A 21,519-nucleotide genomic window follows, 5' to 3' on the forward strand; every position below is an offset into this window, starting at 1 on the left:
TCCCGGCTGTCAGCCGGTCGCGTTCGGTTTCATCGGCGGGCAGGCGCCGTTGGCGTCCGCGGTCAACTCGTAGTGCCACAGCTCGTTGGCGTACACCTGACACAGTCCGAACCGTGGGCCGTTGCGCGACATCCACGCCGCCGCGCCCGGTCCGCCGACGTCCACCGCCCGCCCGACCACGTGCATCGACGTCTGCGGTGACGCGACGAACTGCCGGGCGACCTCCACGCTGCCGTAGGTGCGCACCCCGTCCTCGAACAGCCGCTCCTGGAACCCGATCGAGCGCCAACCGGAGTTGATCTCGACCTCGACGCCGTCGGCGGCCGCCGCGCGGCTGGCCTCCTGCACGGCCGCCAGCAGTGCGGGATCGAGCCTGCCGACGATCGGATTCTCGACGTCGAAGGCGGTCAGCGTCCCGTCTTCGGGGAGGTATCCGCCGAAGGTGTCGGTCGCCGCGGGCCCTACCAGGGTGTCAACGCCGGGTTCGGCGGGGTCCGCGTGGGACGGCGCGGCGCCGAACAGCACACCGCAGGCGCAGCCCACCGCCACGCTGACCCGGCACACCGTCCGCCACACACCCACCCCGCCACCATGCCAGCTTCGGCCTGCACCGCGCGACCGGATTACGATCTCTCCCATGCCGCCGGGACCACAGCCGATCGGTGCCGCCCGCTCCCGGTCCACGGCCCTGTCCGTCATCGCCTGCCTCATCGCCACCGCCGCGCTGATCCTGTCGGTGTGGACGTGGTGGCAGGCCCGGCCGCCGAGCTACGACGCGGCCGCGCAGGCAGGCGCGAAGGACACCGCGTGCGCGGCGTACACGCAGGTGCGCACGGGAGTCGCGACCAATACGCATCTGGCGTCGCCCGGTGGCGACGACGACGTGACCGGGGTGCTCGCGGTGGCCGCCAACGCCCGGGTGGCGCTGATGGGCGGCGGCCAGTACCTGCTCGACATCCTGGATCCGGCCACGCCGCCCGAACTCGCCGACGCGGTGCGGCAGTTCGCCATGAAGCTGATGCAGTTCGGGGCCGCGGCCACCGCGGGCGCACCGGACAGCGATCCCGGCCAGCAGGCCGTCAAACGCGATCTGGACGCGCTCACCGCCACCCTCGACGGGCTCTGCGGCTGAGTCACACGTACCGGTTGCGTCCGGCCAAGGCGCCCATGGTCATCTGCACGAGATAGACGACGAGCACCATGGCCCACGGCACCGTCCACCCGTCGGTGACGTCGTGCAGGAGCCCGAACAGGAACGGGCCGAGCCCCGCGAGCAGGTAGCCGAATCCCTGCGCCATGCCGGACAACTGGGCGGTGTCCTCGGTCGTGCGGGCACGCAGCGCGATCACGGTGAGCGCCAGCGAGAACACACTCAGCCCGAGGCCGACGAGGATGCTCCACAGCAGCGGGGCGGCGCCGGGGTCGATGAGCAGTCCGATCACGCCCGCAACGCCGATCGTGCCGAGGCCGACGATCCAGGGACTCTGACTCGACGAGCGGGCGGCCAGCGGTGAGACGAAGATGCTGATCGGGACCGCGATGAGCGACATCAACCCGACCAGCAGCCCTGCGGTCGACTTGCTCACCCCGCTGTCGATGAAGACCTCGGGCAGCCAGCCCATCATCACGTAGGCCAGCAGTGACTGGCATCCGAAGAACAGCGTCACCGTCCACGCCAGCCGGTTGCGCAGCAGGGACCGTCCCTTGACCCGGGTCGTCGACGGCTGCCCGCCGGCGATGCCGCGGGACGCCAGGATCCAGAAGACCAGCGCGACGACGGCGACGACGGCCCACGACGCCAGGGCGGTGCGCCAGTCGTCGAACACGGCTTCCAATCCGGGTGTCACCGCGGAGCCCAGCGCACCGCCGCCCTGCAGCGCGGCGGTGTAGACGCCGGTCATGAGCCCGACGCGGGTCGGGAAGGAGCCCTTGATCACCACGGGGATCAACACGTTGGTCAACGCGATGCCGGCGGTGGCGACCAGCGTTCCGCCGAGCACCACATACGGGCCGTCCAGGACGCGGATGAGCAGCCCGGCGCTCAGGATGGTCAGGGCGGCGCTGATGGCCCTACTCAGACCGAACCGTCGTGACAGCCATGGGGCCGTCAATCCCGCAGCGGCGAAACACAATCCGGGCAGGGTGGTCAGGACACCGGCCCAGGTGGCGCTGGCCCCCATCGACGTGCGCATCTCGCCGAGCATGGGTCCGATGCTGGTGATCGCGGGGCGGAGATTCAGCGCGGTGAGGATGACCGCGATCGTGAGCAACACGCCGCCGGCAGCCCGTACGCCGGCTTCGGACGCCTGACCGGCTGTGGCGTCGACGCGCGTGTGGCCCTTCACCGCGGTATCGTCCCATACATCCCATGATTGGACGAATGGAGTTTCGGTGCCGCTCGCCACTACCCGCCGCGCAGGCCTGGTGGACCAGGTGATCGCTCAACTGCGCGCGTCGGTGTCCGCCGGCGAGTGGCCGGTCGGCACCCGGATCCCGACGGAGCCCGCGCTGGTCGCCGCTCTCGGCGTCGGCCGCAACACGGTCCGGGAAGCGGTGCGCGCGCTGGCCCACAGCGGAATCCTGGAGGTCCGACAGGGCGACGGCACATATGTGCGGGCCACGAGCGAGGTCTCCGGGGCAGTGCGCCGGCTGTGCGGTTCGGAGTTGCGCGAGGTGCTGGAGGTGCGGCGTTGCCTCGAGGTCGAAGGTGCCCGGTTGGCGGCGACCGCGCGCACCGCCGAAGACCTTGCCGAGATTCGCGCGTTGCTCGCCCGCCGGGATGCCCTCGACGCCCGTGACGAGTTCGTGCGGGCCGACGCGGAATTCCACTTCGCGGTGGTGAGGGCGTCGCACAACGCGGTGCTGATCGAGTTGTACCGCGGTCTCACCGAAGTGGTCACTGCGAGTGTGGCGACCACCGTGGAAACCCACGCATTCGACCGGATCCCGCACGACGGGCTGGTCGAAGCGATCGCCAGAGGCGATGTCGACCGAGCCGGCCACGAGGCAGGCGGTTTCCTCGAGGAGCTCATCGAGGAACTCCCGGATCGACGCTGAGGCGGACCGGCGCATGCAACACGCTGTGCTGCATGGCTATTCGGGCTCGTCGTCTTGACCGTCGTCGTTGTCGGTGAGGTAGCGGTGGGGGTGGAAGTGGTTGTTGATGCGGGGTTGGCCGGTGTCGTGGTCGGCGGGTGGGGTCCATTCGGTGCGGCCGTTACCGGGCCGGTGGGTGGTCCATCCGGTTGTCTCGATGAGCAGGTTGGCGGGTTGACACGCCAGGGTGAGATCGTCGATGTCGGTGCGCCCACCGCGGGAGTAGTCGTGGGCGTGGTGGGCTTCGGTCCAGTAGAACGGCACGGTGCAGCCGGGGTGGGTGCAGCCTTTGTCGCGGGCGAACAGGGCCAGGCGTTGCGCGGTCGACGCCGTGCGGCGGGCGCGGCCGAAATACAGGATCTCTTCGGTGTGGTCGTCGAACACCGCCAGGTAGTGCCGGGAGTGGGCGGCCATCCGGATCAGATCCCGGATGGGCAGGCGGTTGCCGCCGCCGGTGTGCGCCCACCCGGCGGCACGTTCAAGCTCGCTGAGCGTCATCGTCGCGACGATGCTGGCGGGAACGCCGGCGACCTGGCCGAGGGAGCCGGAGGCGACCGCGTCGCGTAGGACGGTGGTGATCGCGTCGTGGTGGCGTTGGCCGGTGGTGCGGTCGTCGCGGCCGGTGTGGGTGTCGTCGTGGGGCAGGTTGGTGCCGGGGGCGGCGTATTTGGCGGCGATGAGGTCCCAGTGCCCGCGGGCTTCGGGGGTGAGCCACCCCGAGACCCGGCTCATCCCGTCGGCCTGCTGGCGGCCGACGGTGAACTCACGGCGACGTTGGTGGGTGTGGTGGTCGGGTTCGGTGCCGTCCTGATCGATGAACCCCAGCAGGGTGTCGGCGACTGTGCGGAAGTCCTCGGGCCGCAGTGCGCTGGCGTGGCCGACCAGGTCGCGTTCGTAGTGGTCGCGGCGCTCCCAGGACACCCATGCCGGAAGCTTCTTGACGAACTCCTGGATGATCCGCACGTGCGTGGTGCCGATGTCGCCGCGGGCGACCGCATCGGCGGTGTGGGCCAACTCGGTCTGCACCCGCTCCCCAGTCAGGGTGTAGCGCGGCCCCAACTGGCGCGCGTCAGTGAGGCGGTCGCCGGCGGCTTTGCGGGAGATGCGCAGGTGGTTGGCCAGCACCTCCTTGATAGAGGTGGCGCCGAGTTCATGCGGGTCGGCGTCCATCAGCCGCGCGGTCAGGCGGTGCTCCACACTGGGCACCGCCCACACAGCTGCTTTGATGCGGTCCAGTTCGGCCACGATCTGCTCGTAGGAGAGCTCGTCGATGGAGGCGGTTTGCAGAGCGGCGATGGACGCCACGAGGTGGTCGACCGCGCCAGACAATCCATCCATGCTTCGAACACTAGTTCGAGCCACCGACAAAACCGCCAGCGATGTGACTATGGAAACCACTGTGACGAAAGAGGTTTCGAACAGTCCGCGAGCGTGCGCCAAGATATCGAAGCGCGGCGATGACTTTCGCGCGCACACTGAGTCAGTACCCGTGAACAACTCGTACGACCACGACGGGATGACGCGATGACCACTGGAATCACCGGGCTGCCGCCCGAAGTCGACCAACAGACCTGGCGCGCCGCGCTGGAGGATCTGCGCCGGCGCGAGAAGGCAGCGACCCGCGAACTGGATGCGATCGCCGCACAACGCAGGCGCCTGCCCATGGTGCGGATGCCCGACTACACGCTGATCGGCGCGGAGGGCCCCGTCCGGCTCGCCGACGTGTTCAAGGGGCGGTCGCAGCTGATCACCTACAACCACATGTGGACCGACGGCCAGGAGTGGCAGTGCGGCGGATGCACCGGCTTCACGTCGCAGTTCACCCGGCTCGAATTCCTCGACAACTACGACGCGAGGTTCGTCATCGTCACGAACGGACCCATCGAGGAGGCCCTGGCCTACAAGGACAAGGTCGGTAACAAGATGGAGTGGTACTCGTCGTCGGAGAGTTCGTTCGGCGCCGACGTCGATGCACCGCCCGGCGGTGGGTTCGGCGTGAATGTCTTCCTCCGAGACGGCGATGCGGTCTTCCGCACCTGGCACACCAACGGCCGCGGCACCGAACAGCTCAGCCACACGTTCGCGCTGATCGACCTCCTGCCATGGGGGCGCCAGGAGGAATGGCAGGACTCCCCCGACGGATGGCCGCAGCGGCCCACCTATTCGGGATGGCTGGACTCACCGGACATCGCGCGTATGTACGGCAGCCACTGAGCCTTTCGCCGCTTCGTAACCCGTCGTCAGCCAGTACACGGCACGGTCGAGCGTCGGGAGTATCTCGGTGATCGCGATCTCCCCGGTGGAGAAGCGACCCAGCAGCCCGTACACCACGCTCGACACGACGGCGTTGAGGTCGTCGATGAACGATTCGTCGACCTCGGCGAGCAACTCGAGACCGGCCGGAACCACGACATCGAGGCCGCGCTGCAACAAGGTCTGCCCACTCGGCGATGACCGCGCGCGGTAGTACGCCGTCAGCATGCCCGGGTGCTGTTCCCACGGTTCGAAGATGGTGCGGAACAGGTCCATCAACGCTTCGTGGAGCGAGGCGTCCGCCGCCTTGGGATGTGGGACGACCCCGGAGTACCGGTTGTCCTCCATCCACGCCTCCAGCGCGGCGAGGATCAGCTCGTCGCGGGTGGCATAGCGCTTGTAGATCGTGCTCAACGAGACGCGGGCGCGGCGCGCGACTTCCCGCAGTTGCACTGCGTCGTATCCGTCGGTGTCGAGGATCTCCACCACGACGGCGAGCAACCGGTCATCACTCCGGTCCCCCGGTTCACCCATCCTCACCCCCTTGCCGACAGCTGAGTAACTAGGTTACCGTCTGCTCACAGTAACGCGGTTACTCACTGTGTCGACGAAGCGAGGATCATGGGTTCCCTGGACGGAAAAGTCGCGTTCATCACCGGTGCCGCCCGAGGGCAGGGCCGCAGCCATGCGGTACGCCTGGCGGCCGACGGCGCCGACATCATCGGCGTCGACATCTGCGCCGACATCGAGTCGAACGGGTATCCGATGGCCACCCGCGACGAGCTCGACGAGACTGTCGCGCTGGTGGAGGCCCAGGGTGGAAAAATGCTGGGATCTGTCGCCGACGTTCGCGACTTCCACGCGCTCAGAACGGCGTTGGACGCCGGCGTCGAACACTTCGGCCGCCTCGACATCGTCTGCGCCAACGCCGGTATCGCGACGATGGCCTTCCGCGAACTGACGATCGAGGAAGACCTCGAGATGTGGAACGACGTCGTCGACGTCAACCTGGTGGGTTCCTTCCACACCGCGAAGGCCGCCATCCCCCATCTGATCGCCGGTCAACGCGGCGGGTCCATCGTGTTCACCAGTTCGACCGCGGGCCTGCGCGGTTTCGGCGGACTGCAGGGCGGCGGCCTGGGCTATGCGGCCTCCAAACACGGAATCGTCGGGCTGATGCGAACCCTGGCCAATGCGCTTGCACCGCACCGTATCCGGGTCAACACCGTCCATCCGACCGCGGTCAACACGATGATGGCGGTGAATCCCGCGATGACCGCGTTCCTCGAGAACTATCCCGACGGCGGTCCGCATCTGCAGAATCCGATGCCGGTGCAACTGCTCGAGCCGGAGGAGATCAGCAGCGCGATCGCCTATCTCGTCTCCGACGAGGCCAAACACGTCACCGGGGTCACCTTCCCTGTCGACGCCGGCTTCTGCAACAAGCTGTGAACGAGCGCAACGGACGGGTCGCCGGTAAGCGGGTCGTCGTCACCGGGGCCGCACGAGGGATGGGGCGCAGCCACGCCGTCCGGTTGGCCGAAGAGGGCGCCGATCTGATCCTCGTCGACATCTGCCGGTCACTGCCTGAACTCGAATACCCGCTTGCCACTGCGGAAGAACTCGACGAGACCGGACGACTGGCCGAGACGCACGGTGCCCGCGTGGTCACCCACGTCGTCGACGTGCGGGACGGCGCGGCGCTGGCGGCTGCGGTGGACGACGGGGTGGCGCAGCTGGGCGGTCTCGACGCCGCGGTCGCCAACGCCGGTGTGCTCACCGTCGGTACATGGGACACCACCACCTCCGAACAGTGGCGCGCGGTGGTCGACGTCAACCTGATCGGTACGTGGAACACCTGCGCCGCGGCGATTCCACACCTCCTCGAGCACGGCGGCAGCCTCGTCAACATCAGCTCGGCCGCAGGCGTGAAGGGCACGCCGCTGCACACGCCGTACACGGCCTCGAAACACGGTGTCGTCGGCATGACGCGCGCGCTGGCCAATGAGCTTGCCGCCAAAAGCATCCGGGTCAACACCGTGCATCCGACCGGCGTCGAGACCGGGATGCGACCGGATTCATTGCGCGGCGTGCTGGAATCCCGGCCGGATCTGGTCCCGCTGTTCCTCAACGCGCTGCCGGTCGTCATGGCCGACGCGGTCGACATCAGCAATGCGGTGCTGTTCCTCATATCCGACGAGTCCCGGTACGTCACGGGTCTGGAGTTCAAGGTGGACGCCGGTGTCACACTCCGCTGAGACGAACGCCGATGCCTACGAACGGGTGCGGCACGCATACACCGATGTGATGGGTGTCGCGGCGCCCGAACCGCATTCCTCCGCCATGGCGCGGTTGTACGATTTCGTCTTCGCCGAGGTGTGGCAGCGCCCGGTGCTGAGCCGTCGCGACCGGCGCTTCATCACGCTGGCCTGCGTGGCCGCCGCCGACGCCGAGACGCCGCTTCGCGACCATGTCTACGCCGCCCTCAGCAGCGGGGACGTGACGATCGCCGAAATGCAGGAAATGGTATTGCATTTCGCTGTATACGCCGGATGGCCGAAGGCCTCCCGGTTCAACATGATCGTCGACGAACTCTGGGAACGCATCCACGCTGAGCGCGGCCACCAGCTGCCGTCGCCCGAACCTCTGCTGCCGCTGACCACGCCCAGCGATCCCGAGGACCGGCTCGCCGTCGGTGAGCAGGCCTTCAAGGACGTCAACTGTCTGGCGTTCGCGCCGACACGCGACAACCCTTTCTCCGGGGCGGGCATCCTGAACTTCGTTTTCGGCGAGGTGTGGCTGCGGCCCGGCCTGGGGATGAGGGAACGCCGGTTGATCACCGTCACCTGCGTGGGGTTCCAGGATGCGCCGTACCCGATCGTGAGCCACGTGTATGCCGCGCTCAAGAGCCGCGATCTGTCCTTCGACGAGATGGATGAACTGGCACTGCATTTCGCGGCGCACTACGGCTGGCCCAAGGCGGCCCACCTGGCCGAGGCCATTCGTGAACAGAAGCAGCGGGTCACCGCCGAGTGGGCCGACACCGGTTAGGCCGGCGTGAACTCGATGTGCAGGCTGGTGAGCCCGCGCAGCAGGAAGGTCGGCTCGTACACATAGTTGCGGCGCCGGGCCGGGCCGTGCACGCTCTCGTCGATGCCGATGTCGCGCAGCCGATCCAACAGACGGCGCACGGTGACAACGCCCTCCACGCGTGCCAGCGGTGCGCCCGCACACGTGTGGATACCCCGGCCGAAGGCGAGGTGCTCCCGGACGTTCTTGCGGTCCGGACGGAACTCATGGGGGTCGTCGAACTTCAGGGGATCCCGGTTGGCGGCGCCGAGGCAGAGCATCACGATGGTGCCTGCCGGCAGGTGCACATCCCCGAGCGTGGTGGTCTTGCGGACCAGCCGGAAGTCGACCTTGGTCGGCGCGTGCATCCGTAGCGCCTCCTCGATGAACGTCGGTATCCGACGGGGATCCTCGCGCAGGAGGTCCTGGTATTCCGGGCGGTCGCCCAGTGTCTGGACGGCGGCGCTGAGCAGTTTGGTGACGGTCTCCTGACCCGCGGCGAACAGGAACGTCGCCGGTTTCACGACCTCCATCAGTTCGGGGGTGGAACCGTCCGGGTAGGTCGCGGTCGCCATCCCCGACAGCACGTCGTCCCGCGGCTCACGGCGCCGATCGGCCAGATACCCGGCGAACTTGTCGTCGAGATACTGCAGGGGGTCCAATCCCACGGATTCGCCGTCGAGCGCACCCACCCGGGTGCCCTGGCGCGTCTCCGCGCCCAGGGCGGCGAGGAACTCGGGGCGGTCGTCCTCGGGTACGCCGAGCAGGTCGATGATCGCCGACGTCGCGAAGGGTTTGGCGTACTCCGAGAGGAACTCGCATCGGCCGTTACCGATGATCTGGTCGATCTGCTGATCGACCAGCTGCCACATGAAGTCCTCGTTCTCCTTGAGCCGCCGCGGCGTGAGGAGCCTGCTGAGCAGCGACCGCGCCCGCTCGTGGGCGGGCGGATCCATCACCACCATGTGCTCGTGGATCGGGAAGAGGTGCCGGTGCGCCTCGATCTGCTCGGTGATGTCGTCGCCCTGCGGTTCGAACGGCAGGGGCGGGAAGGGTCCGCCGATCGCATTGACCGCCGAGAAGTGGTCGTGGTCCCGGAACGCCGCGAGCACCTCCTGATATCCGGTCACCGCCACCACTCCGTGGTGGGGTTCCCGCACGACCGGGCCCTGCTCGCGGAGGGCATCCCAGTACCCGTAGGGATTCTGGCTGATGTCCGGGTCGGAGAAGAAGTCGACTGAGGCGAGATCGGTCATGGAGCTCGGTTCCTTCGCTGCATCCTGATCGATCGATCAGGCTGATAGAATGCGCCATGCCTATCACGCCGTCTCGCGGGGGGTCAAGCGATCCACGAGTCGAGGTCCACTGATGTCGGCTCCCCGGAAACCCAAGGCGGACATCTCGGCCCGGCAGCGGCTCATCGAGGCGACGGCGAAGATCATGCGTGAAGAGGGTTACGCCGCTGCGACGTCGCGCCGGGTGGCCGCCGAGGCGGGCGTCAAACAGGCGCTGGTCTACTACTACTTCCCCACCATGGACGACCTCTACGTGGAAGTCCTGCGGGCCGGCGCGGAAGCCTCACTGGAACGCATGCGCGAAGCGCTCACCGCCGACGAACCGCTGCACACGCTGTGGACGATGAACAGTGACTTGCGCCTGACGGGGCTCAACACCGAGTTCATGGCACTGGCCAACCACCGCAAGGCGATCCGCGCCGAACTCAAGTCCTACGCCGAGCGGGTCAGGGACATCGAGACGGCGGCCGTCGCCGTCGCGCTTCGCGCCCGCGGTGTCGACCTGCAGGAGTATCCGCCCACCGCGGTGTCGATGCTCATCGCCCAGACCGCCCGGAGCCTGTGCAACGAGAGCGCGGTCGGTGTCACGTTGGGACACGACGAGTTCCGCGCGTTCATGGAGCGCCTGCTGGACCGGTTGACGGCAGGCCAGGACGGTTGACAAGCCGCGCCCACAGTGTCACGCTCCTGATCGATCGATCAGAATTGATCGGGCGACAAAGCGAGGGAAGGTAGGCGATATGGGCGGGCGAGTCGACGGCAAGGTCGCGTTCATCACGGGTGCCGCACGCGGTCAGGGCCGCAGTCATGCGGTGCGGCTCGCCGAGGAGGGCGCCGACATCATCGCCGTGGATGTGTGCGGTCCGATCAGCAGCCACACCGACATCCCGCCCGCCACACCCGACGACCTCGCCCAGACCGCGGATCTGGTCAAGGGACTGAACCGCCGGATCGTCACCGCCGAGGTCGACGTCCGCGATTTCGATGCGCTCGACGCGGTCGTCCGCAGCGGCGTCGAGCAACTCGGCCGGCTCGACATCGTGGTGGCGAACGCCGGGATCGGCAACGGGGGCCAGACCCTGGACAAGACCAGCGAGGACGACTGGCGTGACATGATCGACGTCAACCTGTCCGGCGTCTGGAAAACGGTCAAAGCCGCTGTGCCGCATCTGCTCTCGGGAGGCCGCGGCGGATCGATCATCCTCACCAGCTCGGTGGGCGGGCTCAAGGCGTATCCGCACACCGGCCACTACATCGCGGCCAAGCACGGCGTGATCGGGTTGATGCGGACCTTCGCGGTCGAGTTGGGGCAGCATTCGATCCGGGTCAACGCGGTGTGCCCCACCAACGTCAACACCCCGCTGTTCATGAACGAGGGGACGAAGAAGCTGTTCCGGCCCGATCTGGAGAACCCCGGGGTCGACGACCTCGCCGTGGCAGCGCAGTTCATGCACGTGCTGCCCGTGGGCTGGGTCGAGCCGATCGACATCAGCAACGCCGTGTTGTTCCTCGCCTCCGACGAATCCCGTTACGTCACCGGGCTACCCGTCACCGTCGACGCCGGTAGCATGCTCAAGTAGCGCGTGCCGCCGGACACAGGAGTCCCGTGTGAAACTCGTCTTCAACCTGCCCCACATGCTGCGGCTCAAGGCGATGACGCAGCCGTGGGAGGCCGCGGTCACCGGGGCCGATCAGACCCGGATGGCCAAGTGCGCCGACGCGTGGGGCTACGACATGATCGCCGTTCCCGAACATTTCGTGATCCCCAACGACCACGTCGAACTGTCCGGTCCGCACTATCTGCAATCCACGGTGGCGCAGGCCTACCTCGCCGGTGCGACCGAACGCATCCGGCTCAACTCCTGCATCACGGTGCTGCCGCTGCAGCATCCGATCGTCCTCGCCAAGGCGCTGGCGACCGCGGACTGGATGAGCGGCGGCAGGATGATGGTGACGTTCGGGGTGGGTTGGCTGGAAAAGGAATTCGAGCTACTCGGGGTGCCATTTCACGAACGCGGCCGGATGGCGGACGAATACCTGGCCGCGATCGTCGAACTGTGGACGAGTGACTCGCCGAGCTTCCAGGGTAGATACGTGTCGTTCGACGACGTCGCCTTCGAGCCCAAGCCGGTGCAGAAACCGCATCTGCCGGTCTGGATCGGCGGTGACGCCGACGCGGCGCTGCGCCGGGCGGCGAAGTTCGCATCGGGTTGGTGGTCGTTTCTCACCCCGCCCGAGAAGATCGCCGAACGTCTCGAGTTCATCAAATCCCAACCCGGGTACGACGGTCGGACCTTCGACGTCGTCCACGGACTGGGCACCACCCGCGTCGGTGAAGGGCACGTCGCCCGTGACGACCCCCACGGCCGCCCGGGGATGAACGCGGCCGAGATCGTGGACCGCCTCTGCTGGCTCGGCGAACAGGGCGTGACCGTCAGCGCCGTCCCGTTACCTCCGGTCAGCGGCGTCGACGAATACCTCGACTACGCCCAGTGGGTGGTCGAGGAGATCAAACCCCAAGTGCCCTAGCGGGTGTCACAGCGCGAGCGAGAACCCGCCGCCCCTCGAGCGTGATCTCGGCCGTCAACGTCAATCTGCTTCTGGGGCGTGCGCCCGCGTCACCATCACCGGAACCTGGCTGTGGTGCAGCAGGTTCATGCTGGTGGATCCTAATACCAGCCCGGCCAACGCGTTTCGCCCCCGGCTGCCCACCACCACCAGTTGCGCGCCGGTGGCGTGGCTCAGCAGCGCCCGGGCCGGGGACATCGTCTCCACCACGCACTCCGCGTCGACATCGGGATAGCGCTGACGCCAGCCGTCGACGAGTTCGGTCAACGCCGCCCACTCGGCGGCTTCCAGCGCTTCCCAGTCGATCAGGAACGGAATGGTGACGTCACCGGCCGGCGCGCGGGTCGTCCAGGACCGCACGACGATGAGCTTGACCTTCATCGCATCTGCGAAGTCGAATGCTGTCGCGAGCACCCCGGCGCCGGCGGCGGTGTTGTCGACGCCGACGACGATCGGCTTGTCGGACACGGTGACATCGTCACCGCGGAAGGCGACGGCGGGGCAGTCGGCGTGGGTCGCCACCCGCAGGGTCGTCGAGCCCAGGATCAGTGCGGCCGCGCCGGTGACGTCCTGACCGCCGAGCACGATCAGGCGGGCCGTGGCGCTGGCTTCGATGAGCGCCTCGTCCACCGGTGTCTCGCTGGCCTCGGTGGTCACCGAGAGGTCGGGCCGGTCCTCGTGGACGGCGTCCGCCGCCGCACGCAGGAAGATCAGCGCGGAGTCGCGCTGGTAGGACATGATCGCCGCCTGGATGGCCGCGGCCGTCTCGGTCAGGTTGCGGCCGAGGCTGGGCATGCCGTGCAGGATGTGCAGCGGCGCGCCGCAGGTGGCGGCCACCGCACCGGCCCACCGCGCGGCCTGCAGGGCGCTGTCGCTGCCGTCGATGCCGACGACCACGGCGGAGGTGTTCTCAGGCATGTTCGGTCCTTTCACCGTTACCCGGATGCGGGTGATCCCCACGATGCTCCCTCACCGGCGCCTCGGGCGGTAGCGGCCCTCCCGGCGCGGGCACGTCGGCCTGCCAGCGGGCCCGGCGCTGCTCGTCGGTCTGCTCCCACCACGGCGGCGTTCCGCGCTCCCCCAGCGCCACCTTGGCCGCCTGCACACCGGCCCGGGCCGCCCGCTCCTGGTCGGTGCCCTTGGTGCGGCGGACCTCCCTTCGCCAGGACATCAGGATGCGGGTCAACTCCGCCCTGCGGTCGGCGGGGATCGACGGGTCGGTGGCGCGCCACTTACGTCCGTTGACCACGACGTGGTGGCCGTCCTCGGTGGTGGGCGGTTCCGCCATCCGGTGAGTCTAGATTCCGGCCGGGGTGGCCCGAGGCGGCCTTCGGACACCGCGTGTGCCACAGTCGTTGCCACAGCGACATTTGGGAGGGCTCGACATGGGCACCTATGCCGTCACGGGATCGGCGTCGGGAATGGGCCGTGCGACCGCCGAACGGTTGCGGGCCGACGGTCACCGCGTGATCGGTGTGGATGTCAAGGAGGCCGACGTGGTCGCCGACCTGTCCACACCGGACGGGCGGGCGCGGGCGGTCTCGCAGGTGGTCAGCGCCGCGGGCGGTCACCTCGACGGCGCGGTGCTCGCCGCGGGCATCGGGCCGGGCAGTGGCAAGGGCCGACTCCGGCTGATCGCCGAGGTGAACTACCGCGGGGTCGTCGAACTCCTGGACGGGTGGCGACCGGCGTTGGCGTCCGCGGGCAACGCGAAAGTGGTTGTGGTGTCGAGTAATTCGACCACCACCACCCCGTTGGTGCCCAAGCGCGCGGTGAAGGCGCTGCTCGCCGGCGACGTCGACAAGGCGGTCCGCGCGGTCCGCCTGTTCGGGCCGGTCGGCTCGGCGCTCATCTACGCGGCCTCCAAGATCGCGGTCAGCCGCTGGGTGCGGCGCCACGCGATCCGACCGGAGTGGGCAGGTGCGGGGATCCGGCTCAACGCGCTGGCACCCGGTGCGATCATGACCCCGCTGCTCGAAGAGCAGTTGGCGTCGAAGCAGCAGGCCAAGGCGGTGCAGCGGTTCCCGGTTCCGGTGGGCGGTTTCGGCGACGCCGGTCAGCTCGCGGACTGGATCCGGTTCATGCTGTCTGATGCCGCCGACTTCCTCTGCGGGAGCGTCATCTTCGTCGACGGTGGCACCGACGCCCACTTCCGCACCGACGACTGGCCGAAACCGGTGCCCGCGCGCCGACTGGTGTCCTACCTGAAGCGGTTCCGCAACTAGCGATCGGCCGCCGCCGCTCCGCGGGGTAGCCTCCCCGCGTCGGTGAGGTCGGCGCCCCGCGTCTCGCTGACGCGCCAGATCGCGACGATGGTCACCACACCGCAACCCGCGGCCAGTACCACCAATGGAGTTCGCGAGACCCCTTCTGCCAACAGGCTGCTGGCGATCAACGGTGTGAAGCCGGCGCCCAACAGGGCGGCGAACTGGTAGCCCATCGAGGCGCCGGTGTAGCGCACCCGCGTACCGAACATCTCGGAGAACAGCGCGCCCAGCGGGGCGTACATCAGCGACTGCAGCACCTGCGCGATCACCATCGCGACGGTGAGCAGCGGAACCGAACCCATGTCGACGAGTGCGTAGAACGGCCATGCGTAGCAGACGATGCCGATCGCCCCGGTGACGATCACCGCCCGCCGCCCCACCCGATCCGACAGGGCCGAGAAGAGCGGAATGGTGATCAGCGCCGTCGTCGACGTGAAGATCAGCGCGGTCATCACGTCCGTGCGGTGGTACCCGATCGCCGTCGCGTAGCTGATCATGTAGGTGCTGATCAACGCCGTGAGCGCGAACGGCCCGATCCCGACGGCGCAGGCGAGGACCAGGTTCCCGGGGCGGCGCAGCACCTCGACGAGCGGGGGGCCCTGCGGGCGGTCGTCGGCCCGTTTCGCCTGCTCGAACACCGGGCTTTCCGTGATGGACAACCGCACGTAGATCCCGAGGCCGAGCAGCAGCAGGCTGACCAGGAACGGCACCCGCCAACCCCACGACATGAACGACTCGTCCGGCATCAGGGTGATGGCGGTGACGACGGCCACCGACAGCAGCGAGCCGATCGGCGAACCCATCTGCATGACACCGTTCCAGGCCCCGCGGCGGTGCGGTTCGGCGTGCTCGGTGACCATCAGGGTGGCTCCGCCCCATTCTCCTCCGATCGCCACCCCCTGGATCACGCGCAGTGCCACCAGCAGGATCGGTGCCGCGACCCCGATCGCGGCGAACGTGGGCAGCACGCCGACGAGGAAGCTCGCGACGCCCATCAGGGTCATCGTCAGCACCAGCATCGATTTGCGGCCGATCCGGTCACCGAAGTGTCCGAACAGGATTCCGCCGACCGGCCGGGCGACGTAACCCGCGGCGAGCGTGCCGAACGCGGCGATGGTGGCCACCGCGGGATCCGATTCGGGGAAGAAGATGATCCCGAACACGAGCGCGCTCATCGTCCCGTAGACGAGAAAGTCGTAGTACTCGATCGCGGTGCCCAGCAGACTGGAAATCGCGACCCGGCGCAGCAACGCCGGATCAGGAGTTGCCGTCTCGTCCATGTCCCCGATCTTCGCGTTCGCCGGTGCTCCTGTGGGCCGGAATCCCATTCATCGAGAGAACGCTGTGCACGTCCGCCGGACGGCTCTAGCCTGCAGCGGTGGACAGCACGATCACGGCCGTGACCCGTCGAGACAGGGTCGTCGCAGCTGCCTTGCATCTGGCCGCCGACGGTTACGACGCCGTGCACATCCGGACGGTCGCCGAACTGGCCGGTGTCGCGCCGAGCACCGTCTACCAGCACTTCGCCTCGAAGGACGACCTGCTGGTCGCCTCGTTGCACCGGTGGCTCTCGGCGTGTGAGACCGACGCCCGGGCGCCGTTGGACAGGATCGCCGAGCCGTATGACCGGCTGCTGTACGTCGCCGACTTCATCACCCAACGACTCTGGGCCGAACCGCTTCTCGCCGATGCCCTCACCCGCGCGTACCTGTGCGCGGAGAGTGTCGCGGCGGCCAACGCCGATCGGGTGCGCAACAGCCTGAGTCAGATGCTCACGTCGGCGATGGGCCGCGAACTCCCGACGGTCCGTCAACGGCACATCGGTGACCTGGTCGCCGACATCTGGGCGTCGTCCATGCTGGCGGTGGCCCAGCACCGCGCCACGGCCGACGGTTCGCGGGAGCGGCTGGCCAGGACCATCGCGGTGATCGCCCGACACGATGCCGAGGAAGGCCTCCCCAGCGCCGGCCTTCGGGCAGTCTGAGCGCCGACCCGTCACACCAAACGAGGAGCCGTACATGACCGCGACGTCAGACCAGTTGCCGCTGCAGGAACTGACCACGCCGTCGGGCACCCTGCGGTACTACGACACCGGGGCCGGGCCGACGGTGCTGTTCCTGCACGGTTCCGGCCCGGGCGTCACGGGATGGCGAAACTTCCGCGGTGTCCTGCCTGCGTTCAGCGCGCACTTCCGTTGTCTCATCCTCGAATTCCCCGGATTCGGGGTCAGTGACGACGCGGGCGGTCATCCGATGATCGACGCGCAGGGGGCGGTGGCGCCGTTCCTCGACGGCCTCGGGGTGGACCGCGTGGACATCGTCGGCAACTCGATGGGTGGCGGTGTCGGTGTCAACTTCGCCATCCACCATCCGGACCGGCTTCGGCGACTGGTCACCATCGGCGGTATCGGCACCAACGTGTTCAGCCCTGGGCCCAGCGAGGGCATCCGCCTGCTGCAGGAGTTCACCGAGGACCCGACCCGTCAGCGGCTGGTCGACTGGCTGCGGTCGATGGTCTACGACGAGGCGCTGGTGACCGAGGAACTGATCGCCGAGCGTTGGGAACTGGCAACCGATCCGGAGACGCTTGCCGCCGCGCGCCGCATGTACGGTAAGGCGGCCTTCGCCCAGATGATGGCGTTCATGCGCACATCGGACGCCCCGCTGCCGTGGGCGCAGATGCACAAGGTCGCCGCCCCGACGCTGCTCACCTGGGGCCGCGACGACCGGGTCAGCCCCCTGGACATGGCACTGATCCCGATGCGGACCATCCCCAACGCCGAACTGCACGTGTTCCCGAACTGCGGGCACTGGGCGATGATCGAGGCCAAGGCGGCGTTCGAGGCAGCGGTGCTGTCTTTCCTGTTGCGGGAATGACCCGCTCCGTCCCGCGAGCAGACAGAGAATCGCCTCATTCGCCCGCCCGCCACGCGATTCTGTGTCTGCTCGCGGCCGAGACGGCTTGCGCTACGGCGCCTTGAGCAGCTCGAAGCCCTTGTATCCGGCGTCGGCGACCTCGGCGCAGATGTCGAGGTAGACCCCGAACCCCCCGATGAAGAGCATGAACACCCGCGGTTTACCCGGCACGTTGGCGCCCAGATACCACGAGTTCGCCTGCGTGAACAACGTCGCCTCGGCCCGCCGTGAGAGTTCGGCGGCCCAGTCGTCGACAGCCTGCGGGGTGGCTTCGATGGCCGCACAGCCGTGGCTGTCGAGGTAGTCGATGCAGTCGGAGATCCAGTTCACGTGCGCCTCGGCGTGCAGCACCATGTTGGCCAGCACCGCCGGCGCGCCGGGACCGGACACGATGAACAGGTTGGGGAACCCGTCGACACCGAGCCCGAGGTAGGTCCTCGGACCGTCCCGCCAGTCGTCGGCGAGTGTCTCACCGCCCCGACCGACGATGTCCATCTTGGCCAGCGCGCCGGTCATCGCGTCGAATCCCGTTGCCAGCACGATGACGTCGACGTCGTAGTGCGCGTCCGAGGTGTTGATCCCACCCGGGTCGACCGATTCGATCGGGGTCTTGCGGACGCTGATCAACTCGACGTTGGGCCGGTTGAAGGTCTGGAAGTAGTTGGTGTCTGTGCAGATCCGCTTCGTACCGATCGGGTGGTCGTTCGGGATCAGCAGGTCGGCGACCTCGGGGTCGTCGATGACCGCCCGGATCTTCTCCTCGTAGAACTTGCGGGCCTCTTCGTTGGCCCGCGGGTCGATCATCTGGTCGCTGAAGGTCTTCGAGAACAGCACGCCGCCGAGTTCCCACCGCCGCTCGAACGCCGCCCTGCGCTCCTCGGGTGAGGCCTCCATCGTCAGCTTCGGGTGGGCGATGTGCGGTGAGCCGCCGCCGCTGCGCCACGACAGTCGTCGCCGCTCGTCGTAGGTGGCCTTGACCGTCGCGATGTCGTCGTCGGTCAACGGCCGATTACCGGCCGGCACACTGTAATTCGGGGTCCGCTGGAAGACGTGGAGCTGCGCGGCCTGTTCGGCGATGATCGGGATCGACTGGATGCCCGACGACCCGGTGCCGATGACGGCGACCCGCTTGCCGGTGAAGTCGACGTCCTCGTGCGGCCAGTCCGCGGTGTGGTAGATCTCGCCCGCGAAGGTGTCGAGGCCGGGGAACTGCGGTGTGAGCGCCGCCGAGAGCGGACCGGTCGCCATGATGGCGAACCGGGCGTTCACCACCGTGCCGGTGTCGGTGGTGACCGTCCAGCGCAGCGTGTCCTCGTCGAGGACCGCGGAGGTGACCTTCGTGTTGAACGTGACACCTGATCTGAGGTCGAGTTTGTCGGCCACCCAGTTGATGTAGCGGAGGATCTCCGCCTGGGTGGCGTACTTCTCGCTCCAGTTCCACTCCTGCTGCAGCTCATCGGAGAACGAGTAGCAGTAGTCGACGCTCTCGACGTCGCACCGGGCTCCGGGGTACCGGTTGAAGTACCAGGTGCCGCCGACATCGGGGGCGGCCTCGAACACCCGGACGGTCAGCCCCTGCGAGCGCAGCTTGTGCAGTGCGTAGAGCCCCGCGAAACCGGCGCCGACGACCACCGCATCGACGTGGTCGGGTAGCTGATCAGCCGAGGTGTCCACGACGATCAAGGTAGGCGTGCGCGGCCGGCGTGCGGAGGGGTCCGTCCCGGTCAACGGACGCCGCGTTACTGCTGCGCACGGTGCGCCCCCATGATCGCCGACGTGGATTCCGTACAGCTCATCGTCACCGACGTGATCGAGGAGAGCCACGATGCCCGGTCGTTGGTCTTCGCCGAGGCCGCCGGCCTCGACTACCGGCCCGGTCAGTTCCTGACGTTGCGGGTGCCGGGGACGGACGGGGGTGCGGTGGCCCGCTGTTATTCGTTGGCCAGCTCCCCGCACACCGACGCCGCACCCAAGGTGACGATCAAACGCGTCGACGGCGGATACGGGTCGAACTGGTTGTGCGACAACGTGGTCGCGGGTCACGTGATCGAGTCCCTGCCGCCGTCGGGGACGTTCACCCCTGCCGACCTGGACCGCGATCTGGTGCTGTGGGCCGGCGGCAGCGGCATCACACCGGTCATGTCGATCCTCAAGTCCGCACTCGCGGTGGGCCGCGGACGGGTCACCCTCGTCTACGCCAACCGCGACGAGCGGTCGGTGATCTTCGCCGCCGAACTGCGTGGGCTGGTCGCCCGCCACCCCGACCGGTTCACGGTCGCGCACTGGCTGGAATCCGTGCAGGGCCTGCCCGGACGGGAGCAGCTCGCGGCCCTGGCGCGGCGCTTCGCCGGTGGCGAGGCGTACCTCTGCGGACCCGCCCCGTTCATGGCCGCGGTGCAGGGCGCGCTGGCCGATGCGGGTGTGGCCCGCGACGCCGTCCACACCGAGGTCTTCCGATCACTGACCGGTGACCCGTTCGCCGAGGTCGCCCCGGTCGACACCACCACCGAGGACGGCGCCGACCTGCGGGTCGACCTCGACGGCCGGCAGCACGGCCTCAGGTGGCCGCGGCAGTCCACGCTCGTGGACACGATGATCGCCGCGGGCCTCGACGTGCCGTACTCGTGCCGCGAAGGACAGTGCGGATCGTGTGCCGCCACCCTGCGCAGCGGCCGGGTGGACATGCCTGATACCGACATCCTCGAACCCGAGGACATCGAGGCAGGCACGATCCTCGGCTGTCAGGCCACCCCTGCGTCCGACGACGTGCACATCGAGTTCTGACGCGCTTTTCCATTCACCGGGATTCGCCCACGAGCGGCAGACGATCGCGGTAGACCATCGAAGACAGCCTCACGAGAAAAGGACGCCTCATGACCGAGCGGGTTATCGACCGGGTGATGGAACTGGCCGACCAGTTCAGAGAGCAGGCCGTCGAGGCCGAGAGGATCGGCAAGCTCTCGGACACCACGGTCAAGAACATGAAGGCGGTCGGCAACATCCGGCTCCTGCAGCCCGAGGAGTACGGCGGTTACGAGGTCCACCCGCGCGAGTTCGCCGAGACCGTGATGGCCACCGCGGCGCTCGATCCGGCGGCGGGGTGGGTCAACGGTGTGGTGGGCGTGCACCCGTACCAGCTGGCGTACGCCGATCCGAAGGTCGCGCAGGAGGTGTGGGCGACGGACGTCGACACCTGGATCGCGTCGCCGTACGCCCCGCAGGGTGTGGCCAAACCCGTCGACGGCGGCTACCTGTTCAACGGGCGCTGGCAGTTCAGCTCGGGCACCGACGCGTGTGACTGGATCATCCTGGGCGCCATGGTCGGTGACGCCGACGGCCGGCCGGTGATGCCACCGCAGATCCTGCACATGATCCTGCCGCGCAGCGACTACGAGATCGTCGACGATTCGTGGGACGTCGTCGGACTGCGGGGCACCGGTTCCAAGGACGTCGTCGTGCGCGATGCGTTCGTCCCCGCCTACCGCACCATGGACGGGCTGAAGGTGATGGACGGCTCCGCCCAGGTCGAGGCGGGGATGACCAAGACGCTCTACAAGATGCCGTGGTCGACGATGTTCCCGCTCGGCATCAGCTCGGCGACCATCGGCATCTGCGAGGGTGCACTCGCCGCACATCTGGACTACCAACGCGAACGGGTCAACGCCAGCGGCGTCGCCGTCAAGGACGACCCGTATGTGATGTACGCGATCGGTGAGGCCGCCGCCGACATCCAGGCCTCGCGCCAGGCGCTGCTCGCCAACGTCGACCGGATCTTCGACATGGTCGACACCGGGACGGAAGTGACCTTCGCCGACCGCGCCGCGGTGCGCCGTGACCAGATCAAGGCGGTATGGCGGGCCGTGACCGCCGTCGATCAGATCTTCGCCCGCTCGGGCGGTAACGCACTGCGCATGGACAAACCGCTGCAACGGTATTGGCGTGACGCGCACGCCGGGGTGGCGCACGCGATCCACACGCCCGGCACCATCTACCACGCCTCCGCGCTGAGCTCACTGGGCGTCGACCCCCAGGGCGCGTTGCGGGCAATGATCTGAG

General features: G+C 68.1%; 22 protein-coding genes and 1 pseudogene. 14 read left to right on the top strand and 9 right to left on the bottom strand.

Translation table 11 applies throughout. The features are described 5' to 3' along the window. Nucleotides 1-9: 9 nt before the first annotated feature. On the bottom strand, nt 10-582 hold the full coding sequence (locus G6N49_RS21675; RefSeq protein ID WP_011557769.1) for a M15 family metallopeptidase: 573 nt from the start codon (nt 580-582) through the stop codon (nt 10-12). Nucleotides 583-637: 55 nt separating this feature from the next. Between G6N49_RS21675 and G6N49_RS21680 the strand changes: the two genes are divergently transcribed. Beyond that, a complete protein-coding gene (locus tag G6N49_RS21680) occupies nt 638-1,132 on the top strand; it encodes a hypothetical protein (protein ID WP_011557768.1) in 495 nt (164 codons plus the stop codon). A 1-nt stretch (nt 1,133) separates the two neighbouring features. Here G6N49_RS21680 and G6N49_RS21685 read toward each other — a convergent pair whose 3' ends face one another. Then, nucleotides 1,134-2,345 carry a CynX/NimT family MFS transporter gene (locus tag G6N49_RS21685; RefSeq protein WP_083045581.1) on the bottom strand — a complete coding sequence of 404 codons (1,212 nt, stop codon included), beginning with the start codon at nt 2,343-2,345 and terminating at the stop codon, nt 1,134-1,136. 46 nt (nt 2,346-2,391) lie between these two features. Here G6N49_RS21685 and G6N49_RS21690 point away from each other — a divergent pair, with 46 nt between their 5' ends. Further along, nucleotides 2,392-3,057 carry a FadR/GntR family transcriptional regulator gene (locus tag G6N49_RS21690; protein ID WP_083045580.1) on the top strand — a complete coding sequence of 222 codons (666 nt, stop codon included), beginning with the start codon at nt 2,392-2,394 and terminating at the stop codon, nt 3,055-3,057. Between the two features lie 36 nt (nt 3,058-3,093). Here G6N49_RS21690 and G6N49_RS21695 read toward each other — a convergent pair whose 3' ends face one another. Further along, nucleotides 3,094-4,434, bottom strand: a complete 1,341-nt coding sequence (locus G6N49_RS21695) for an HNH endonuclease signature motif containing protein (protein ID WP_163647430.1) — start codon at nt 4,432-4,434, stop codon at nt 3,094-3,096. 186 nt (nt 4,435-4,620) lie between these two features. Here G6N49_RS21695 and G6N49_RS21700 point away from each other — a divergent pair, with 186 nt between their 5' ends. Then, nucleotides 4,621-5,310 carry a DUF899 domain-containing protein gene (locus tag G6N49_RS21700; RefSeq protein ID WP_083044567.1) on the top strand — a complete coding sequence of 230 codons (690 nt, stop codon included), beginning with the start codon at nt 4,621-4,623 and terminating at the stop codon, nt 5,308-5,310. On the opposite strand, the gene G6N49_RS21705 is transcribed toward G6N49_RS21700, so the two are convergent. Then, complete coding sequence (locus G6N49_RS21705) at nt 5,275-5,883, bottom strand: TetR/AcrR family transcriptional regulator (RefSeq protein ID WP_083044566.1); 609 nt, start codon at nt 5,881-5,883, stop codon at nt 5,275-5,277. The two genes, G6N49_RS21700 and G6N49_RS21705, sit on opposite strands and share 36 nt — an antisense overlap. An 87-nt stretch (nt 5,884-5,970) precedes the next feature. Here G6N49_RS21705 and G6N49_RS21710 point away from each other — a divergent pair, with 87 nt between their 5' ends. From G6N49_RS21710 to G6N49_RS21720, 3 genes are read left to right on the top strand one after another with little or no spacing between them, the layout of a single operon-like run. Beyond that, nucleotides 5,971-6,801 (top strand): mycofactocin-coupled SDR family oxidoreductase, encoded by an 831-nt coding sequence (locus G6N49_RS21710; protein WP_083044565.1) that lies wholly within the window; start codon nt 5,971-5,973, stop codon nt 6,799-6,801. Next, the gene (locus G6N49_RS21715) at nt 6,798-7,607 is read left to right on the top strand and encodes a mycofactocin-coupled SDR family oxidoreductase (protein WP_011557761.1); all 810 of its coding nucleotides are present in this window, start codon (nt 6,798-6,800) and stop codon (nt 7,605-7,607) included. The genes G6N49_RS21710 and G6N49_RS21715 overlap by 4 nt, the downstream gene beginning before the upstream one ends. Next, nucleotides 7,591-8,400: a carboxymuconolactone decarboxylase family protein gene (locus tag G6N49_RS21720; RefSeq protein WP_011557760.1), complete on the top strand. Its 810-nt coding sequence runs from the start codon at nt 7,591-7,593 to the stop codon at nt 8,398-8,400. The genes G6N49_RS21715 and G6N49_RS21720 overlap by 17 nt, the downstream gene beginning before the upstream one ends. Here G6N49_RS21720 and G6N49_RS21725 read toward each other — a convergent pair. Then, the gene (locus G6N49_RS21725; protein ID WP_011854353.1) at nt 8,397-9,674 is read right to left on the bottom strand and encodes a cytochrome P450; all 1,278 of its coding nucleotides are present in this window, start codon (nt 9,672-9,674) and stop codon (nt 8,397-8,399) included. The two genes, G6N49_RS21720 and G6N49_RS21725, sit on opposite strands and share 4 nt — an antisense overlap. Nucleotides 9,675-9,786: 112 nt before the next feature. Between G6N49_RS21725 and G6N49_RS21730 the strand changes: the two genes are divergently transcribed. The 3 genes from G6N49_RS21730 (at nt 9,787) to G6N49_RS21740 (ending at nt 12,242) form a co-directional block, all read left to right on the top strand. After that, entirely contained in the window at nt 9,787-10,374 is a 588-nt protein-coding gene (locus G6N49_RS21730) for a TetR/AcrR family transcriptional regulator (RefSeq protein WP_083044564.1), read from the top strand. A gap of 79 nt (nt 10,375-10,453) precedes the next feature. Then, the gene (locus tag G6N49_RS21735) at nt 10,454-11,293 is read left to right on the top strand and encodes a mycofactocin-coupled SDR family oxidoreductase (protein WP_011557757.1); all 840 of its coding nucleotides are present in this window, start codon (nt 10,454-10,456) and stop codon (nt 11,291-11,293) included. Between the two features lie 28 nt (nt 11,294-11,321). Further along, on the top strand, nt 11,322-12,242 hold the full coding sequence (locus tag G6N49_RS21740) for a TIGR03619 family F420-dependent LLM class oxidoreductase (protein ID WP_083044563.1): 921 nt from the start codon (nt 11,322-11,324) through the stop codon (nt 12,240-12,242). A gap of 60 nt (nt 12,243-12,302) precedes the next feature. Here the strand turns inward: G6N49_RS21740 and G6N49_RS21745 are convergent, their stop codons facing one another. Both G6N49_RS21745 and G6N49_RS21750 read right to left on the bottom strand, forming a co-directional pair. Then, nucleotides 12,303-13,199: a universal stress protein gene (locus G6N49_RS21745; RefSeq protein ID WP_083044562.1), complete on the bottom strand. Its 897-nt coding sequence runs from the start codon at nt 13,197-13,199 to the stop codon at nt 12,303-12,305. 79 nt (nt 13,200-13,278) lie between these two features. Then, nucleotides 13,279-13,569, bottom strand: a pseudogene (locus G6N49_RS21750) (hypothetical protein); the annotation flags it as partial. 97 nt (nt 13,570-13,666) lie between these two features. Between G6N49_RS21750 and G6N49_RS21755 the strand changes: the two are divergent. Beyond that, on the top strand, nt 13,667-14,506 hold the full coding sequence (locus G6N49_RS21755) for an SDR family oxidoreductase (protein ID WP_011557753.1): 840 nt from the start codon (nt 13,667-13,669) through the stop codon (nt 14,504-14,506). On the opposite strand, the gene G6N49_RS21760 is transcribed toward G6N49_RS21755, so the two are convergent. Continuing rightward, the gene (locus tag G6N49_RS21760; RefSeq protein ID WP_011854349.1) at nt 14,503-15,876 is read right to left on the bottom strand and encodes an MFS transporter; all 1,374 of its coding nucleotides are present in this window, start codon (nt 15,874-15,876) and stop codon (nt 14,503-14,505) included. The two genes, G6N49_RS21755 and G6N49_RS21760, sit on opposite strands and share 4 nt — an antisense overlap. A 50-nt stretch (nt 15,877-15,926) precedes the next feature. Here G6N49_RS21760 and G6N49_RS21765 point away from each other — a divergent pair, with 50 nt between their 5' ends. Beyond that, nucleotides 15,927-16,532, top strand: a complete 606-nt coding sequence (locus G6N49_RS21765) for a TetR/AcrR family transcriptional regulator (protein WP_083044560.1) — start codon at nt 15,927-15,929, stop codon at nt 16,530-16,532. A gap of 34 nt (nt 16,533-16,566) precedes the next feature. Continuing rightward, the gene (locus G6N49_RS21770) at nt 16,567-17,424 is read left to right on the top strand and encodes an alpha/beta fold hydrolase (RefSeq protein WP_011854347.1); all 858 of its coding nucleotides are present in this window, start codon (nt 16,567-16,569) and stop codon (nt 17,422-17,424) included. Nucleotides 17,425-17,514: 90 nt separating this feature from the next. Here G6N49_RS21770 and G6N49_RS21775 read toward each other — a convergent pair whose 3' ends face one another. After that, nucleotides 17,515-19,137 (bottom strand): flavin-containing monooxygenase, encoded by a 1,623-nt coding sequence (locus G6N49_RS21775; RefSeq protein WP_083044559.1) that lies wholly within the window; start codon nt 19,135-19,137, stop codon nt 17,515-17,517. Nucleotides 19,138-19,227: 90 nt separating this feature from the next. On the opposite strand from G6N49_RS21775, the gene G6N49_RS21780 reads away from it, so the two are divergent. Further along, the gene (locus G6N49_RS21780; protein ID WP_064875121.1) at nt 19,228-20,247 is read left to right on the top strand and encodes a ferredoxin--NADP reductase; all 1,020 of its coding nucleotides are present in this window, start codon (nt 19,228-19,230) and stop codon (nt 20,245-20,247) included. A gap of 89 nt (nt 20,248-20,336) precedes the next feature. Continuing rightward, nucleotides 20,337-21,518 carry an acyl-CoA dehydrogenase family protein gene (locus G6N49_RS21785; protein ID WP_011854344.1) on the top strand — a complete coding sequence of 394 codons (1,182 nt, stop codon included), beginning with the start codon at nt 20,337-20,339 and terminating at the stop codon, nt 21,516-21,518. The last annotated feature ends 1 nt before the right edge of the window (nt 21,519 follow it).

It is taken from the genome of Mycolicibacterium monacense (assembly GCF_010731575.1).
GTDB classification, from domain to species: Bacteria; Actinomycetota; Actinomycetes; order Mycobacteriales; family Mycobacteriaceae; genus Mycobacterium; species Mycobacterium monacense.

Bases quoted from the DNA above. Each gene is read 5' to 3' on its own strand.
- G6N49_RS21735 (WP_011557757.1), top strand. From the start codon at position 10,454: ATGGGCGGGCGAGTCGACGGCAAGGTCGCGTTCATCACGGGTGCCGCA.
- G6N49_RS21680 (WP_011557768.1), top strand. From the start codon at position 638: ATGCCGCCGGGACCACAGCCGATCGGTGCCGCCCGCTCCCGGTCCACG.
- G6N49_RS21730 (WP_083044564.1), top strand. From the start codon at position 9,787: ATGTCGGCTCCCCGGAAACCCAAGGCGGACATCTCGGCCCGGCAGCGG.
- G6N49_RS21705 (WP_083044566.1), bottom strand. From the start codon at position 5,883: ATGGGTGAACCGGGGGACCGGAGTGATGACCGGTTGCTCGCCGTCGTG.
- G6N49_RS21785 (WP_011854344.1), top strand. From the start codon at position 20,337: ATGACCGAGCGGGTTATCGACCGGGTGATGGAACTGGCCGACCAGTTC.
- G6N49_RS21725 (WP_011854353.1), bottom strand. From the start codon at position 9,674: ATGACCGATCTCGCCTCAGTCGACTTCTTCTCCGACCCGGACATCAGC.
- G6N49_RS21755 (WP_011557753.1), top strand. From the start codon at position 13,667: ATGGGCACCTATGCCGTCACGGGATCGGCGTCGGGAATGGGCCGTGCG.
- G6N49_RS21695 (WP_163647430.1), bottom strand. From the start codon at position 4,434: ATGGATGGATTGTCTGGCGCGGTCGACCACCTCGTGGCGTCCATCGCC.
- G6N49_RS21745 (WP_083044562.1), bottom strand. From the start codon at position 13,199: ATGCCTGAGAACACCTCCGCCGTGGTCGTCGGCATCGACGGCAGCGAC.
- G6N49_RS21710 (WP_083044565.1), top strand. From the start codon at position 5,971: ATGGGTTCCCTGGACGGAAAAGTCGCGTTCATCACCGGTGCCGCCCGA.
- G6N49_RS21700 (WP_083044567.1), top strand. From the start codon at position 4,621: ATGACCACTGGAATCACCGGGCTGCCGCCCGAAGTCGACCAACAGACC.
- G6N49_RS21760 (WP_011854349.1), bottom strand. From the start codon at position 15,876: ATGGGATTCCGGCCCACAGGAGCACCGGCGAACGCGAAGATCGGGGAC.
- G6N49_RS21780 (WP_064875121.1), top strand. From the start codon at position 19,228: ATGATCGCCGACGTGGATTCCGTACAGCTCATCGTCACCGACGTGATC.
- G6N49_RS21770 (WP_011854347.1), top strand. From the start codon at position 16,567: ATGACCGCGACGTCAGACCAGTTGCCGCTGCAGGAACTGACCACGCCG.